Source organism: Paraburkholderia phenoliruptrix (genome assembly GCF_047325075.1).
Lineage (GTDB): Bacteria > Pseudomonadota > Gammaproteobacteria > Burkholderiales > Burkholderiaceae > Paraburkholderia > Paraburkholderia phenoliruptrix.
The window spans coordinates 3,773,283-3,788,414 of sequence record NZ_CP168531.1 but is presented as its reverse complement, the minus strand read 5'-3'; the positions used below and the strand labels follow the sequence as shown (position 1 = coordinate 3,788,414).

The 15,132-nt window shown below is 60.4% G+C and carries 11 protein-coding genes; 8 read left to right on the top strand and 3 right to left on the bottom strand.

Translation table 11 applies throughout. From position 1 onward, the window contains the following. Positions 1–227 precede the first annotated feature (227 nt). Complete coding sequence (locus ACEN8U_RS28710) at positions 228–1,445, bottom strand: FAD-binding oxidoreductase (RefSeq protein WP_310105579.1); 1,218 nt, start codon at positions 1,443–1,445, stop codon at positions 228–230. Between the two features lie 314 nt (positions 1,446–1,759). On the opposite strand from ACEN8U_RS28710, the gene ACEN8U_RS28705 reads away from it, so the two are divergent. Genes ACEN8U_RS28705 through ACEN8U_RS28690 form a run of 4 tightly spaced genes read left to right on the top strand, consistent with a single transcriptional unit; the run spans position 1,760 to position 5,513 of the window. After that, positions 1,760–2,389 (top strand): transcriptional regulator, encoded by a 630-nt coding sequence (locus ACEN8U_RS28705; protein ID WP_013587346.1) that lies wholly within the window; start codon positions 1,760–1,762, stop codon positions 2,387–2,389. Continuing rightward, positions 2,379–3,350: an ornithine cyclodeaminase family protein gene (locus tag ACEN8U_RS28700; protein WP_310105582.1), complete on the top strand. Its 972-nt coding sequence runs from the start codon at positions 2,379–2,381 to the stop codon at positions 3,348–3,350. The genes ACEN8U_RS28705 and ACEN8U_RS28700 overlap by 11 nt, the downstream gene beginning before the upstream one ends. Positions 3,351–3,401: 51 nt before the next feature. Then, positions 3,402–4,571 carry a threonine synthase gene (locus ACEN8U_RS28695; RefSeq protein ID WP_374725907.1) on the top strand — a complete coding sequence of 390 codons (1,170 nt, stop codon included), beginning with the start codon at positions 3,402–3,404 and terminating at the stop codon, positions 4,569–4,571. Positions 4,572–4,583: 12 nt separating this feature from the next. After that, complete coding sequence (locus ACEN8U_RS28690) at positions 4,584–5,513, top strand: asparaginase domain-containing protein (protein WP_310105587.1); 930 nt, start codon at positions 4,584–4,586, stop codon at positions 5,511–5,513. Between the two features lie 206 nt (positions 5,514–5,719). Here the strand turns inward: ACEN8U_RS28690 and ACEN8U_RS28685 are convergent, their stop codons facing one another. Then, positions 5,720–6,865 carry a branched-chain amino acid ABC transporter substrate-binding protein gene (locus tag ACEN8U_RS28685; RefSeq protein ID WP_310105590.1) on the bottom strand — a complete coding sequence of 382 codons (1,146 nt, stop codon included), beginning with the start codon at positions 6,863–6,865 and terminating at the stop codon, positions 5,720–5,722. 336 nt (positions 6,866–7,201) lie between these two features. Further along, positions 7,202–8,122, bottom strand: coding sequence for a LysR family transcriptional regulator (locus tag ACEN8U_RS28680; protein ID WP_310105592.1), 921 nt, complete (start codon positions 8,120–8,122; stop codon positions 7,202–7,204). 130 nt (positions 8,123–8,252) lie between these two features. Here ACEN8U_RS28680 and ACEN8U_RS28675 point away from each other — a divergent pair, with 130 nt between their 5' ends. The 4 genes from ACEN8U_RS28675 (at position 8,253) to ACEN8U_RS28660 (ending at position 15,126) form a co-directional block, all read left to right on the top strand. Next, positions 8,253–8,651, top strand: a complete 399-nt coding sequence (locus tag ACEN8U_RS28675) for a RidA family protein (RefSeq protein ID WP_310106353.1) — start codon at positions 8,253–8,255, stop codon at positions 8,649–8,651. A gap of 301 nt (positions 8,652–8,952) precedes the next feature. Next, a complete protein-coding gene (locus ACEN8U_RS28670; RefSeq protein ID WP_310105595.1) occupies positions 8,953–9,810 on the top strand; it encodes an MBL fold metallo-hydrolase in 858 nt (285 codons plus the stop codon). A gap of 122 nt (positions 9,811–9,932) precedes the next feature. Further along, entirely contained in the window at positions 9,933–11,744 is a 1,812-nt protein-coding gene (locus ACEN8U_RS28665; protein ID WP_310105598.1) for a chloride channel protein, read from the top strand. Positions 11,745–13,332: 1,588 nt separating this feature from the next. Further along, positions 13,333–15,126, top strand: a complete 1,794-nt coding sequence (locus tag ACEN8U_RS28660) for a ShlB/FhaC/HecB family hemolysin secretion/activation protein (protein ID WP_413658217.1) — start codon at positions 13,333–13,335, stop codon at positions 15,124–15,126. Positions 15,127–15,132 lie beyond the last annotated feature (6 nt).

Below are 15,132 nucleotides of genomic sequence, written 5' to 3'. Positions count from 1 at the left end.
GACCCGTAAACTGGCGGATTACATTGTAGCCACTCTGGAAGTGTCGGCACCAAACGCGGCGATTGCCGTCTATCTATAGACATGTCTTGAATGCCCCGTTATGGTCGATTGGTGAACGGAGGCGTCATTTGTTTTTGTTTGAGTTCAGAACTTGCCCTCATAGTGTCAGGCGGCAATCGGCCGAGGAGCGGTCACTTGATTCGTTGAAGAATGAGCCGGCGCTTTACTCATCTTGCGCCGTAAAAATGACGGTACTGCCACGCCGCTTGCGTGATCAACTCGTCGTCCGGCCATGGGCCGGCTCCGAATCTGTCAATCGATAGCGGCGTTAGATCGATCGGCGGGGCACCGTCGACGATCCAGGCTGCGAGCATCTCTCCCAGCACCGGGGCAATGGAGAGCCCCGCAACATTGCAGCCGCTCGCGAAGTAAAACCCCCGCACGGCGGGCGCCGGGCCGACGATGTGCTGGCCATCGGCTGTCATGGTTGGCAGCCCGCCACGATGCTCGCGCACGCCCGCCTTCATGAGGATTGGAAGCTGGGGCTCGACGTCCCGAGCGTAGCGCCAGAGAATCCCGGCGTCGAGCGACAGATCCTTGACGTCGAAATCGGCGTCGAATGCGTTCATATTGAAGAATCGTGGATTTTCTTCGTAGACTCCCCAAAGGAATCCTCCATCACAAGGTCTCATATACACCGCAGCGTCCATGATTCGGACCATCGGCAATTCGGCTCGGGCATCACGCACGGGTTCAGTGACAAACAGTTGCTGCGCTGTGGTCACAAGAGGCACCCGAATTTCGCTGGCTTCTGCCACCTGTCGCGTCCAGGCGCCGGCTGCATCCACGACGACGGGGGCCCGAATGCGGCCCCGCGTGCTGTCTACTCCAGCCACCGCGCCATCCTCAATGACGACGCGCGTCACCGCAGTGTTCGGCAGCACGGCGGCCCCGTTTGCCTGCGCTGCACGCGCGAAGCCGAGGGCCAGTTGAACGGGATTGAAGTACATGTCGTCGCCGATGCGAATCACCGCAGCCACGCCCTGGGTTCCAAGAAACGGATTGAGCCGGTGGGCAGCGTCGACGGAGAGTTCCTCCACGTCCAGGCCGTGGTGCCGGCCGCGCACAACATCTTCGTGAAGGACCTCGGCGTCCGCTGGTCGCCGCGCCACTTTGAGGCTGCCTGAGTGCACCCAATCCAATGGCTCGCCGGTGTCTTCAGAGAATTGCCTGATCTTTTGCGCCGCGAGTTTGACCAGGTCGATCATCAAGTCGCTCTTGCGCAGGCAACTGACCATGCCGGCCGCTCGCGGCGAGGTCTGTGAGCCGATTTCGAGCCGCTCGACCAACGCGACGCTAAGCGCGCGTTTCTTCGCCAGGTGGAAGGCGGTTGCGGCGCCTAGCCCGCCGGAGCCAATGACGATCACATCTGCCGATTCGATCATCGATGCATCTCCCGTTTATCACGCCGGCTGAATCGCCAGGCGAAAGGGTGCTTGACACATGATAGACCCCGAAATCGAGGCGCAGGCGACCGCGAATTAACGGATAGCTAATCAAAGGTCGTCCGGGCCGAGTCAGGTCAGAGGAATCGATTTGGGGCGTGGCGAGCGCATTGTGAGGCATTGACCGGTCCGTCAGGCCTGGGCAGAGCCTCACCGGGCACCGTCAATAAGCTGGACGGTTTGTTAGGGGTTTGACAAATCTTCCAGTAATAGCCAAACTGCCCAACATGCCAAAGAAAACCACTGGAGCGGACATGGCGAAGAAGACTCCCGAGCAGCAGCTACTGCTGGCGCAGATCAAGCAGGTCGCCGAAGGGCTGGCACAGACTTTTGCCCCCTTTACCGAGGTCGTGGTGCATGACCTCCTCGACCCTGAGCACGCGGTGCTGGCGATCCACAACAATCTGTCCGGTCGGGAAGTCGGGCAGCCCGCGACCGAACTCGGGCTTGCGCGGATCATGGACCCGGCCTACGAGCAGATCATCGCCAACTATCCGAACCAGTTCTCCGATGGCCGCCAGGTGAAGAGCACTTCCATCGGCATCAAGGATTCCAAAGGCGACTATATTGCCGCGCTGTGCATGAACGTCGACCTCACGCTGTTCCGGGGGTTTCAGAGCATGCTGAGCAGGTTCATGGCGGTCGAGGGCACCACGCCTGCCAAGGAATCGCTGGATCCTGCCAGCGCCGACCTCATTCGCGCCCGTATCGACGAGTTCGCCGCGCGCATGGCGTCCACACCGCGCTCGCTCAAGCCAGAGGACCGCCGCTCGCTTCTCAAGGAACTCAAGGCGGCCGGCCTCCTCGAGGTCCGTCGCGCGATGGACACCATTGCCGTCCACCTGGGCGTCTCTCGCGCAACGGTGTACAGCGATGCCAAGTGACGCCACGCTCCTTCTCGTCGACAAGCATGTGGTCGAGCAATTGCTCATACCGGACGACGTCATCGCGGCCGTGCGCGAGGCTTTCGAACTGCACGGACAGCGCGCCGGCCGCGTGTTCCCGGTCGTGCGCGAAAAGCTGAGCACAGGCGGCATCTTCGGTATCAAGTCCGGGGACGTCGGCAGCCAGGACCTGCTGGGATTCAAGGCGGCCGGCTTCTGGCCCATGAACCGGGCGCTCGGCGGCGAAGCGCATCAGGCCACCGTGCTGCTGTTCGATCCTGCTACCGGCCGGCCCATGTGCGTGATCGACGGCAACGCCATCACCACGGCCCGCACGGCCGCGGCAGGCGCCTTGGGGCTTTCGCTGCTGGCGCGCCCGGACAGCACAGTGGCCACGGTCTTCGGCACCGGCATTCAGGCGAAGGCACAGCTCGCTTTTGCGCTCAGAACGCTACCTTCCTTGACGCATGTGAATTACGTCTCGGTGGATCGGGAACCGCAGGCAGAGTTTGAATCTTTGTTTGCCGACGAATGCAAGTTGAAATGCGCCGCCAATGCGGACGAGGCGGTCGCCGAGAGCGACCTCATCATCACCGCGACGACCGGCAGCGGCCCGCTTTTCGATGAAACAGCCCTGCGCGCCGGGACGCATTTGAACTGCGTCGGCTCGGACACCCGAGGCAAGCGTGAGCTTCCGGTGGGCGTGCTCGATCGGGCCCGGATTGTCGTCGACGACTTGGAGCAGGCCCGCGAGCTCGGAGAATTGCAATGGGCGCCGCACGCGCCGTCCATCGAGATGGGCGATCTGGTCACAGGCCGTGCCCAATGGCGGCGCGAACCGACCGATATCAGCGTGTTCGACATGACCGGCCTGGCTCTGCAGGACTTGACCGTCGCTCGATTGATCCACCGCCGCGCCGCTCACCTCGGCCTTGGCGTCACCGTAGCCTGGCCCTGGTGAGCGCTGTCGGCGCCTGAACCTGGCGTCGGGGCGCTCTCGCAGCGATCCGGTATGCACCAAAGAGGAGTCCGAAACTTGAAATCGCACTATGTCGAGCCGCTCAGCGGCACCACCTATCCTTTAGATACGCCCCGGTGGTGTTCGGACGATCGCAGACCGCTCCTGATCTCGCCACAGGCTGGGATTTCCCGTGACGACATCGACCGGCACCTTCGTTCGCAATGGCGCTATCGGGCATCGCTTCCAGTCGAGATCGTGTCGCCCATCTCCATGGGGGAAGGGTGCACGCCGCTTGTGCAGAAGACATGGGGCGAGCACCGGCCGCATTTCAAGCTGGAGTGGTTCAGCCCCACCAGCAGCTTCAAGGATCGCGGCACCACGGTGATGCTGTCGATGTTACGGCAACAAGGCGTCACGTCTGTGCTGGAAGACAGCTCGGGCAACGGCGGAGCGTCGGTGGCCGCTTATGGCGCGGCGGGCGCGGTGCGCGTGAAGATTCTAGCGCCCGCCTATGCGTCTCCCGCGAAGATCGCCCAGATGCGCGCCTACGGGGCGGAGGTGCAACTGGTCGACGGACCTCGACAGGCGTGTGAAGACGAGGCAGTCCGGCAGTCCGCGAGCATCTTCTACGCGAGCCACAATTGGCAGCCGTTTTTCCTCGAAGGGACCAAGTCGGTCGGCTACGAAATCTGGGAGGACCTCAACTTCCAGGCGCCGGACAACATCGTTATGCCTGCAGGCGCGGGCAGCAATGTACTCGGCTGCTATCTGGCGTTCTCGGAACTGATGCGCGCGGGCCAGATCAGCAAGACGCCCAGGCTTTTCGTTTGCCAGCCATTGAACTGCTCGCCCATCGATGCCAGCTTTCAGGCCGGCGTCACGACGCCCGTTGCGCGCGAGGTTCGAAAGACCGTCTCTGAGGGGACGGCCATCGCCCATCCTCTGCGGCTCGCGCAGGTGGTCAACGCTGTCAGAGAGACGGGCGGCACGACTGTCGCTGTGGAAGAAGAGGCAATCGTCGAAGCGCTCAGGCGGATTGCGCGACTCGGCCTTCTGCCGGAGCTGACTTCGGCGACTGCGGTCGCAGGATTTGATCGGCTTACTCGAGTCGGGGCGATTCAGGCGCGAGAGGAGACGGTTGTCCTCTTGACAGGCACGGGCATCAAAAACGCCGAAGCTATTGCGCATATGTACTCGGACACTCCCAAGACTCTTGTCTAAAGGCTCAATCTGATGAAAATCGGACTCCTGAATTGCGGCGGCACCATCACGGAAAGCTATCAGGCCGACGGGACGATCAAGCGTCTGTTGTCGCGCGATCTGATCGCATTGAGCGGTCAGACAGACTGGCTCGGATATGACATCGATCCCGTCGATAGCTGCGATCTGAGCTTCGCTTCGCTTTGCCGCGCTCGTGATGTCATGCGGCAAGACAGGGAGAGCGAAGCTTTCGTGATGTGCTGCGGCACCGATGCAATGGAAGATGTCGGCTATGCCGCCGCGCTGCTTTTCGATCGCGACCGGCCTGTCGTTGTGACGGGTGCTGCGATCCCGGGCGGCAACGCCAATGCCGATGGTCCGCGCAATCTGGCGGATTCTGCCAGTGTTGCATGCGCCATGCCGCAGGGCGCGAGCGTTCTCGTTGCCTTCGCGGGGCGGATTTTCGATCCGCTCTCGATCGTCAAGATATGGCCGCAGGCCATTCAGCCCTTCGGACCGGAAACGGCGATCCGCGGCTCCATCGAGGCCGATATCGTCACGCTCACAGGATCGGGCGTCGTTGATGATAGCTACGCCGAACTGGATGTAGCCGATCTCGGCGCCCGCGTGGCGATCGTCATGGAGACCTTCGGGTCACTCGACGGCTTTCCGGATATTTCCAGGCTCGACGGTATCGTCGTGGCAGGCAAGGGCGCGGGGGGCTTCTCCGCACAGTCGGAGGGACTTTTGAGCGAAGCCGCAGCGCATATCCCTGTTGTGTTGTCGACACGCTGCGCCCATGGTTTCCGGGTCAATCCCGCCGTTACCAAGTATGCCTATGATCGCGCGCACAAGCTCGGCCTTATCACGGCAGGGTACGACGGTCTGAACGCATCGAAGGCACGGATTCGGCTCATCGCGGAGTTGGGTCGTACCAGTCGCAGCGCAAAGGCGGGGTGCTGATCAGCTGGGCCAATAGTACGGTGTACTAATAGCCCCGCATGGAGCAGGCCAAGCGCTGATCTCGATTGCGAAGACGTCTTCTTGGCGAGCGGACGAAAGAACGCCGCCGGGGACGGCGGCTATTCAATGATTGCGGCAAAGATCCATCGGGTGCACTGCGGTTCGGGCGCGAGAGCCTGAAGGCTCCCGCACCCGGACCGCCTGGATCACATCTTCTCGACCTCCAGCAGCGTTCGCTTGCCCTTGACGTACTTGTAAAGAGAGATGGAGCTGTCCTTCAAATCGCCGTGCTCGTCGAACCGGATATTGCCAATCAGCGTGTCGAGATTGGTCGCGGGCATCGCGGCCAGAATGCCGGCGCGCGTGATCGAGTTCGATCGTTTCATGGCATCGACGATCACATAGACGGCGCTGTACGCAACCGGCGAGTAGACCACCGGATCGTGGCCGTACACGGCCTTCAGTTCCTTGCCGAACGCGGCGCTGCCGGACATCGCGGACAGATCGCCGCCCGCGACAGAGCACACCAGGTTGTCGGCGGCGTCGCCGGCCAGTCTGGCCAGGTCGGTCGTGCAGACGCCGTCGCCCGCGAGGATTCTGGCGCGGATTGCCAACTGCATGGCCTGCTTGGCGAAGGGACCGCCCGTCGCGTCCTCGCCGCCATACATGATGGCGTCCGGGCGTTCCGCTTTGATTTTGGTCAGAATCGCCTTGAAGTCGGTGGCCTTGTCATTGGTGGCGTCGCGCGACAGCACCTGGATGCCTTGGGCCTTGGCGGTCTTCTCGAACTGGTCCGCAAGGCCCTGGCCGTAAGCCGTGGCGTCGTCGACGATCGCGACTGTCTTGACCTTCTGGTTCTGCGCGTACTTGGCGAGGGCGGGGCCCTGCTGGGCGTCGGTGCCGATCACGCGAAAGGCGGTCTTATAGCCTTGCAGCGTGTACTGCGGGTTGGTGGAGCCCGGGGTGATCTGGGTGACACCGTTGTCGCGATAGATTTTGGAGGCGGGGATGGACACGCCGGAGTTCAGGTGGCCGATCACGGCCACGACGCCGTCGTCGACCAGCTTCTGCGCGACATTCGTGCCGGTTCGGGGATCGGCCTGGTCATCCAGCGAATCGACTTCCAGGACCACCTTCTGGCCGCCGATGACCAGATTGCCGGCCTTGTTGATCTGCTGGACGGCGAGCTTGACGCCGTCGGCGGCATCCTGGCCCATGTGGGCGATGTTGCCGGTCAGCGGGGCAGCGCTGCCGATCTTGACCGTCACGTCGGCGACAGCGGCTTGACCGTAGGCCATGGCGATGCAGGCGAGAGTCAGCGCCGCGCTGATGGGTTTGAGTTGAATTTCCATAGCTTGAGCCTCTTGTTGAACTGGGTTGCTGTTGAAAAATGCGTGCTGCGTCTCCTATCGAAGTTGTCGGCACTGACGACATTTCGAATGTGAGTATTCGTCAGAGCAGCCCATCAACCGAGGGTGATCTGATTAGCACTCCGTAGCGTGGTGATCCGCAACCTGGCCGCTCGTCAGCGGTCCATCTGTTCGGTGGGCCCCGTCGTTCTAGAAAGATTATCTAGAATTAAATAAAATGTATTGTAGGGGTAAACACCTAGTTTCAGCCCGGCCTCCGACTGGGGCTGAACCACTCACGCAAAGTCTCGAAGACGTCACGCGCAGCCGTCCATTCCGTCAAGCATGAGCGGTCGACGTTGCATCTCCGTGCGTCAGTTGGGCGACCCAGTCGATAAACACGCGCAGCTTCGCGCTGACATGGCGGTTGGGGGGATACGCGATGTAAAGCGGCATCGGATCTAGCTGCCAGTCCTCGAATAGCGCGACGAGCTCCCGCCGTTCCAGATGAGATTTCGACATATAACGTGGGAGCCACATGATGCCCAGACCGGCAAGTCCAGCCGCGAGATAGGCGTTGCCGTCGTCGACGGCGAGCGCGTAACGGCCTTGCATCTGTACTGTCTCGCCGCGTCGATGCATGACGAGCGGATAGAGATTGCCCGCGCGTCCCCAGGAGAAACCGATGATGCGGTGATGTGAGTTTTCGAGTTCCTTGGGATGCGAAGGGGTACCTGCCAGCCGGAGATATCCAGGCGACGCGAAGATACCGAGTGAAAGCTCCGTTACGGGCCGGGCAACCATGGATGGGTTGTTCGGCTTCCCTCCACGCACAACGCAATCGACGTTCTCGCCGATGATATCCACGGTGCGGTCGCTCACGCCCAGGTCCAGTTGAATGTCGGGATAGAGAGCAAAGAATGCAGGAAGCGCTGGGATGAGGATCAGGCGGGCGAACGGACTCGGCACGTCGACGCGAAGGCGGCCGCGCGGTGTCGCCGATGCACTGGAGAGGCTGGTCTCGGCGTCGTCCATATCGGCGAGCAGTCGGACCGCACGTTCGTAATACGCAATGCCATCCGCCGTGACATTAACCTTGCGCGTGGTCCGGTTCAGCAATCTGACGCGCAAGCGCGCTTCGAGTTGCTGCACCAGCTGTGTCACGGTCGTCTTGCTCATATGAAGCGTTTCTGCCGCCTTCGTGAAGCTGCCTGCCTCGACTACCCGGACGAAAGCGCGCATTGCGTCGAAGCGGTCCATGACGGTTTCCTCGTGCTTGAACTGTTTGCATTCTACAAATAGTGATGGACAGAGTTGGCCGTTTATCGCGCGCTCCCGGGTCGGTAGAGTGGGGCCCATCGACACTAATGATCAATCAATGGAGGTGGAAGTGGGAAAGCGCGATGTGGTATTTCCGCCGGGACGTCGGGCGCTCTATGAGCGCAACCGGTACTCCCCGGCCGTGCGGGTGGATGGGTTGCTGTTCGTTTCGGGTCAGGTCGGCAGCCGCGAGGACGGAACGCCTGAGCCGGACCTGCAGGAGCAGGTGCGGGGCGCCTTTCGGAACCTGAATGCGATCCTGCGCGAGGCCGGATGCACGTTCGACGACGTGGTGGACGTCACTGTGTTCATGGTCGATCCGCAATCGATCTTCGAGCGCGTCTGGCAGGTCGTTCCGGAGTTCTGGGGCGATGCGCCGCATCCGACGCTCACGGCAGTGGGAGTGACCTGGCTTTACGGTTTCGACTTTGAAATCAAAGTCGTTGCCAGGCTTCCGCCTTACGATTGACGCGTTGGTTCAGCGAACTGGCGTCTTTTCTTGACAGCGGGCCTATGGTTTGCGACTTCGGGACGACGGCTGGACGTCGACAATCGAGGTTTTGCGGGACTGGTTTCGAAAGCCGCCTTGGGGTCGGCGTGGCGTCTTCCTCGACGGCCAAATTGCTGCAACGACGGCCGAGTGAAGAGGCGCATCGCCACGGAGCTCAATCCTCCCGACTCCCTTCATTGTCCCCATCACGTCTCGGTCGTTGAAGGATCTATCATGGAAGCGGGGAGGTTGCCATGCGTTGCCAGCATCCGAGCATTGAATGAAGCCACTACGGAATACCGACTCCATCCCAGGCCAGTGGTACATCGACACCGCGTGCATCAATTGCGGCGCATCGCGTCACGTCGCGCCCGGGCTGATTGCCGAACGGAATGACAAGAGCGTCTTCATTCGACAGCCGGTCACGCCCGAGGAGCAACTCGCTGCCTGGCGTGCGGTGTTGATATGTCCTACGGCGTCGGTACGCAGCGAAACGAAACAGCCGCGCCCGAGCGCTGCGATCTTTCCGCAGCAAATCACAGCGGATGTATGGCGTTGCGGATTCAACGCCCGGTCGTCGTTTGGCGCGCATTCCTATTTCGTGGCGCGGCCGGACGGCAATCTGCTGATCGACTCACCGCGGTATGCGGCGGAACTCGTGAAATGGTTTGACGCTTCAGGCGGGATTGCGCACGTTCTCCTGTCGCATTGTGATGACGTCGCGGACGCAGACAAATACGCACGCCAGTTTGGAGCGCGCGTCTGGATCCACTGCGAAGACCGGTCGGCTGCCCCATATGCGACCGATCTGCTCAACGACGAATCAGCACCGACGATCGCGCGAGGCGTGCGCGCCATTCCGGTACCCGGACACACGCGGGGTAGCGTCGTGTACCTGCTGGAGGATCGTGTGCTCTTCTCGGGGGATTCATTGGCCTGGAGCCCGCGTGAGCAGGACCTCATCGCGTTCAGGGACGCGTGCTGGTACTCATGGACCGAACTGACTGAATCGCTCGGCAAGCTGGCCGCGTATCGTTTTGAATGGCTGCTTCCTGGTCATGGCTGGCTCGCGCACTTGCCGGCACACGACATGACGGCCCGTTTGCTCGCGTTGGTCGCTCGTATGCGCAGTCGTTGAAGTCGCTGGAACGGTGCCCTCCAGCATGAGATGCCTTCAATCCGCCTCTGCGATCTTCATCACACTGTGATATATATAGATTCCACACGCTGTCGACCACCGGCTGTCAAGCAAGGGGAATCATGGGCGAGCACAAGGGCGATTTCGCAACAGATGTTCGGCTTCTGCGGATCAGTGCCATTGCGGCGGTCGGCGGCGCGTTGAGCACCGTCGCCGCTTATTTTCTGCTGCACCTGATCCGCTTCTTCGCGAACCTGTTTTTCTATCAGACGTTGTCCACGGCGAACCGCTCGCCGTCGGAGAACACGCTTGGGCTAATCGTCGTTGCTGTTCCCGTCATTGGCGGGCTGCTAGTGGGATTGATTGCGCGCTACGGTTCAGAGCAGGTTCGCGGGCACGGCATACCCGAAGCGATCGAAGCAATTCTCTTCGGCAAGAGCAAGATGTCGCCGAAGGTCGCGGTCCTTAAGCCGCTCGCCTCGGCCATTGCCATCGGCAGCGGCGGGCCTTTTGGTGCGGAAGGGCCGATCATCATGACGGGCGGAGCGATTGGTTCGCTCATTGCCCAATACTTCCATTTATCCAGTGCCGAAAGAAAGGCGCTTTTAGTGGCGGGAGCCGTGGCCGGCATGACCGCGGTATTCGGCACGCCCGTGGCGGCTGTCCTGCTCGCCATCGAGCTCCTGCTGTTCGAACTGCGGCCTCGCAGTCTTCTGCCGGTCGCCATCGCGTGTGCGGTGGCGGGTTTCACGCGGCCGCTGTTTCTGGGCAGCGGACCTTTGTTTCCGCTGCATACGTTGCCGCTCGGTCCCATGGGTCTCCTGTCGTCGGCCGTTGCAGGCGTGGTGACCGGTGCGTTGTCCTGGGGATTGTCCACCGGGCTCTACAAGGTCGAGGATATGTTCGGCAAGTTACCGATCCATTGGATGTGGTGGCCGGCATTGGGTGCAATCGCCGTTGGTATCGGCGGCTACTTTCAGCCCCGCACACTGGGTGTCGGATATGACGTCATCGGAGACCTGCTGCAAAACCACCTTGCCGTGAAGGTCGTGGTTGCGATCGTCCTGGTCAAAGCCATCATCTGGGTGATTGCGCTCGCGTCCGGCACATCCGGTGGCGTCCTGGCTCCCTTGCTGATGATGGGCGCAGGCGTGGGTGCCATCGCGGCCCCGTACATGCCGGGCGGCGAGCCCGCGGTGTGGCCGCTCATCTTCATGGCCGCCGCGCTGGGTGGCATGATGCGCGCGCCCGTGATGGCATCCGTGTTTGCATTCGAACTGACGGGCGATGTGAATGCATTGCTGCCGCTGTTGGCGGCCGCCGCAGTCGCCTATGGTTTCACGGTCCTTCTCATGCGTCGCTCGATTCTGACCGAGAAGATTGCTCGCCGCGGTTATCACATCTATCGCGAGTACAGCATCGATCCACTCGAAAGACACTATGTCGAGGAGGTCATGACCCGCGCCATGGTGACAATCGACGCGAAAACCACAGTCGCCGAGGTACTCCGCAACTATTTCGGGGCGGGGCAGAAGTATCGTGCCTATCCGGTTGTCGACTCCGGGATTCTGGTGGGCATGGCAGACCGGACGCTGCTCGACCAGATTCCCCCTGAGAAAGCCGGCGCTCCGCTAGGCACGTTCTTCGGGCAAACGCCGCCTCGCATCGCGTTACCAGGTGAGACTTGCAGAAGCGTGGCCGCTCGGCTCGCCATCACCGGACTTGACCGTCTCCCTGTGGCCGAAGACGAGAAAACGTACCGCCTGGTCGGCATCGTATCGCGGCACGACCTGCTCAAGCCATCGATGTCGGTGTTCGCTGAAGAACATGAGCACGAGCAATTCCGCCAGGTGTGGATCCCGCGGAGCACGCGCCTCGCGCCCACCAATAAGCGCAATGATGTGGCGGACAAGCGTGCAGACGTGGGACGCTGAAAAACGATCGGCAACGGAGAGACAGGTGTCTCAGGAGGGGAAAAAATATGCCGGCGGCTCGGATCCGTCCAATCCAGCGGTGAGCAATCAAAGCAGCGGAGAGTAGCGGAATCGAATTTCGGTTGGGAGCTCTCCCGTTAGATCCTGCTCGCCGTGACATTAAGTGGGCAGGCACTACGGCCATCAAGGACAGCTGTATTGGATCGAGCTTTGGCGGATCGAAAAAGATTTTCCTCTCCGGCAAAGTATTTCGCCCCTTCAGCAAACGCGTGGCCAGATAGCGCTATCTACAATCGCTCGAATCCTTACACTGTGATTCCAAATTCTTTCCCATCAAGAGGCGGGTAAGGATGGCTTTGAGTGTGGCGATGTGAGGCGCAGACACGGCCTGTCTGAGCGTGGGCAAATGAATTGCCCGTGACGCCGCCAGGAGAGCGCGAAAGGAAAACCTTCCGTTCACTAGAGAAGTCAGAACAGAAAGCGCAATAAACATCAGCCCATAAAGGGTGGTTTCGAATAGTAGAGCTGAGACCCGGGTCGCTGTAACACCTCTTGCGAGGCACCGCGTCTAACGCGAGTAGGCTGACCTCGTCTCTTATAGTGCAAACTTGCTTGAATAGAACTGCGCTTGCGCAGGGGATGAGGCATGAGCCACTAAGCGCAGGCGAAACAAAATGATGCGACAACAGGGGAAATCACACATTAGTATCCGAGGCGGACAGAGTCCGGGCGCATGCTCGTAAGAAACAATTTCAAGGCCGGCAGTTGGCGCATCTCGCCGCAGCTGCAGTTGCTATGTCCTGTCCGTGCGCGCATTCACAACGCCGTTATAGATTGCTTTTCCTTCATGCAGGCGGATTGAATGTGCGCGAAGCGCTCTTCGCTCGCACTGATGGCTCGTCCCACGTAAAGAAAGTAATCGACTTCGGGAACGCCTGGTCGAACGCAGTCCCTATTGCTGATCTGGTAAATAGCATCATTCGGCCTATTGCTGCATGAGGCATCTGCGCATGGTGCCTGTCATATTTAACACTCGCGCAGCAGTGTCGGCGCACGCTTCAGAGAAAAGACCACAGCCATGAGCATTCTCAAAGACTAAACGTTGGGGTGAAGCGCAAATGCGGCGACGGGTACGCTCTCCGCGGGCATAACGTCAGGTGCTAATGGTGAGCAACTGCGGTGTTAGTACAAAAACTGGCGGGCGCATGTGCGTTCATAATCACTCGACCGTCGCTCCAGCTCAACTCGCATGTTCTACGGTGTGTGATTTAACACTTGTTATTAGTTCTTTCCTGGTGGCTTATATATCATCCGCGAGTTCTCGCGAATCAATTACAAAGTCTTTCCTCTAGCGTAAGTTTTACGTGTTGAGCCACGGTAGGCGCCTGCTTGAGGCAAGCAATCTCACGTCCGCGAGGGCACAAAGACCTACCGTTCTCACGACTGTGGTGACGATTCAAGTACGTCGCGCTTGTCGTTGAAGAACGGTCGATCACCGAATCCCATATTTCAGGATCGGTGATATTAATAAGAAGCATAACTAACTACTAACAAGGTGAAATGCATGACCAGCAGATTAACCAATGGGGTGACGCAATTGCAGCGGAGCGTCGACCGCAACGGCCATAAGCAACTCATGACCCTCCGAACAAAACTTCCGACTCCTATTGGTCTCGCGATCCTGATCCTGGCGGCTCCTGCATACGCGCAATCGTTACCGAATGCAGGTTCCCTCCTGAATCAGCAGCAAATGGCCCCGCAACCACGCGCACCTCAAGCCACAACGCCGGAGGAAGTCATTCCGTCCGAAGCTGCTCCGGGCGCAGCTGAACCAGAAGCCGGCCCGACTGTGACGCTGAAGTCCATTACCTTCAACGGTGACAAGCGTGTGGCAGATGCAGAGGATTTGCAGTCTGCTACTGCCTCAATGGTCGGCAAGAAACTCACCCACGCGGGTTTGCAGAAAATCGCAGATACGATTACCCAATATCTGCGCGGACGAGGCTACGCACTGGCTTACGCGTATCTGGCACCTCAGGACCTGACGGCGGGCAATCTCGTCATCACGATCGTGGAGGGCCGTCTGGAATCCGGCAAGGATCGCATAACCATCCACGGCAAGACGCGCAGCAGCAATGAGCGGATCGCCGCCATCGCGAACGCAGCGCTGCCGACCGATCGACCGCTAAAGAAGGAAGACCTCGAACGCGCACTTCTGCTCATCAACGACCGTCCGGGCGTGAGCGCCAAGGCAATCCTGCAAAAGGGTGCACAACCGGGCACCAGCAAGCTTCTCATCGAAGCGACGCCGACTCCGATCGTCAACGGCCTACTGTCGATCGACAACTATGGCAACCGCAGCACCGGCATTGAGCGCGGAACGGCAACGTTCTTCGTGAATGATCCGCTCGGTATGGGCGATCAGGTCACGCTCGGTCTAAGCAAGACCCAAGGCACGGAAGTCGCCAACCTCGGCTACAGCGTGCCGCTGACGCCCACTGGCCTGACGCTGTTGCTGGGCGGCTCGTATCTGCATTATCGCGTCGTTCAGGAGGCTTACTCGGCACTTGACTTGCGCGGTTCGGCTGTGACGGGTTCGGCCGGTCTGAATTACCCACTCATTCGTACGCGCACGCAGAACCTCAATGCGACCATGATGTACGACTACAAGTATCTGAAGGACAGCGCGCTCGACGTGAACCTGAGCAAGCGCAAGCTCGAAAACCTGACGTTCTCGCTGTCGGGCAACCGTTACGACGGTCTGCTGCAAGGTGGTGTGACGGAAGGCCGGGTCGCAGTGACGTTAGGTCACGTCGATCTGTCGGGCAACCCGGTCGATCAACTGGCGGACTCGATGACGGCGGGCACGCAAGGGACGTTCACCAAACTCGCTGCGAACTTCAGCCGTCTGCAAACCCTCGACCAGAACTGGAGCGTCTACGGCGGTTGGGCGGGTCAATTGTCGAATACCAACCTCGACAGTTCGGAGAAATTCCTGCTTGGCGGTCCAACTGGCGTTCGCGGTTATCCGGTCGGTGAAGGTTTTGGCGACGAAGGCTGGTTGGGGACGGTCGAGCTGCGCCGTTTCGTGAACATCGGCGTTCCATCCGTCAAGGTCCAGGCGCTCGGATTCGTGGATGTCGGCCAGATCCGTTTGCACCACACGAACTACGCCGGTTCGCAAATCAACGAAGGCCACACGAACAGGGTGACATTGACCTCGGCAGGTCTCGGCGTGAACGTGTGGAGCGGTCGCTGGAACGCACACGCGGCTGTTGCGCGGACGATCGGCCGCAATGATGGCGCTTCGCTGTCAGGTAACAACGCCGATGGCCTGAGTACCAGCTGGCGTGCGTGGCTCCAACTCGGCATGGCGTTCTGACCGAAC

What these genes read in the sequence shown, in the direction of transcription:
- ACEN8U_RS28710 (WP_310105579.1), bottom strand. Translation starts at nt 1,445, where the DNA reads ATGATCGAATCGGCAGATGTGATCGTCATTGGCTCCGGCGGGCTAGGC.
- ACEN8U_RS28705 (WP_013587346.1), top strand. Translation starts at nt 1,760, where the DNA reads ATGGCGAAGAAGACTCCCGAGCAGCAGCTACTGCTGGCGCAGATCAAG.
- ACEN8U_RS28700 (WP_310105582.1), top strand. Translation starts at nt 2,379, where the DNA reads ATGCCAAGTGACGCCACGCTCCTTCTCGTCGACAAGCATGTGGTCGAG.
- ACEN8U_RS28695 (WP_374725907.1), top strand. Translation starts at nt 3,402, where the DNA reads ATGCACCAAAGAGGAGTCCGAAACTTGAAATCGCACTATGTCGAGCCG.
- ACEN8U_RS28690 (WP_310105587.1), top strand. Translation starts at nt 4,584, where the DNA reads ATGAAAATCGGACTCCTGAATTGCGGCGGCACCATCACGGAAAGCTAT.
- ACEN8U_RS28685 (WP_310105590.1), bottom strand. Translation starts at nt 6,865, where the DNA reads ATGGAAATTCAACTCAAACCCATCAGCGCGGCGCTGACTCTCGCCTGC.
- ACEN8U_RS28680 (WP_310105592.1), bottom strand. Translation starts at nt 8,122, where the DNA reads ATGGACCGCTTCGACGCAATGCGCGCTTTCGTCCGGGTAGTCGAGGCA.
- ACEN8U_RS28670 (WP_310105595.1), top strand. Translation starts at nt 8,953, where the DNA reads ATGAAGCCACTACGGAATACCGACTCCATCCCAGGCCAGTGGTACATC.
- ACEN8U_RS28665 (WP_310105598.1), top strand. Translation starts at nt 9,933, where the DNA reads ATGGGCGAGCACAAGGGCGATTTCGCAACAGATGTTCGGCTTCTGCGG.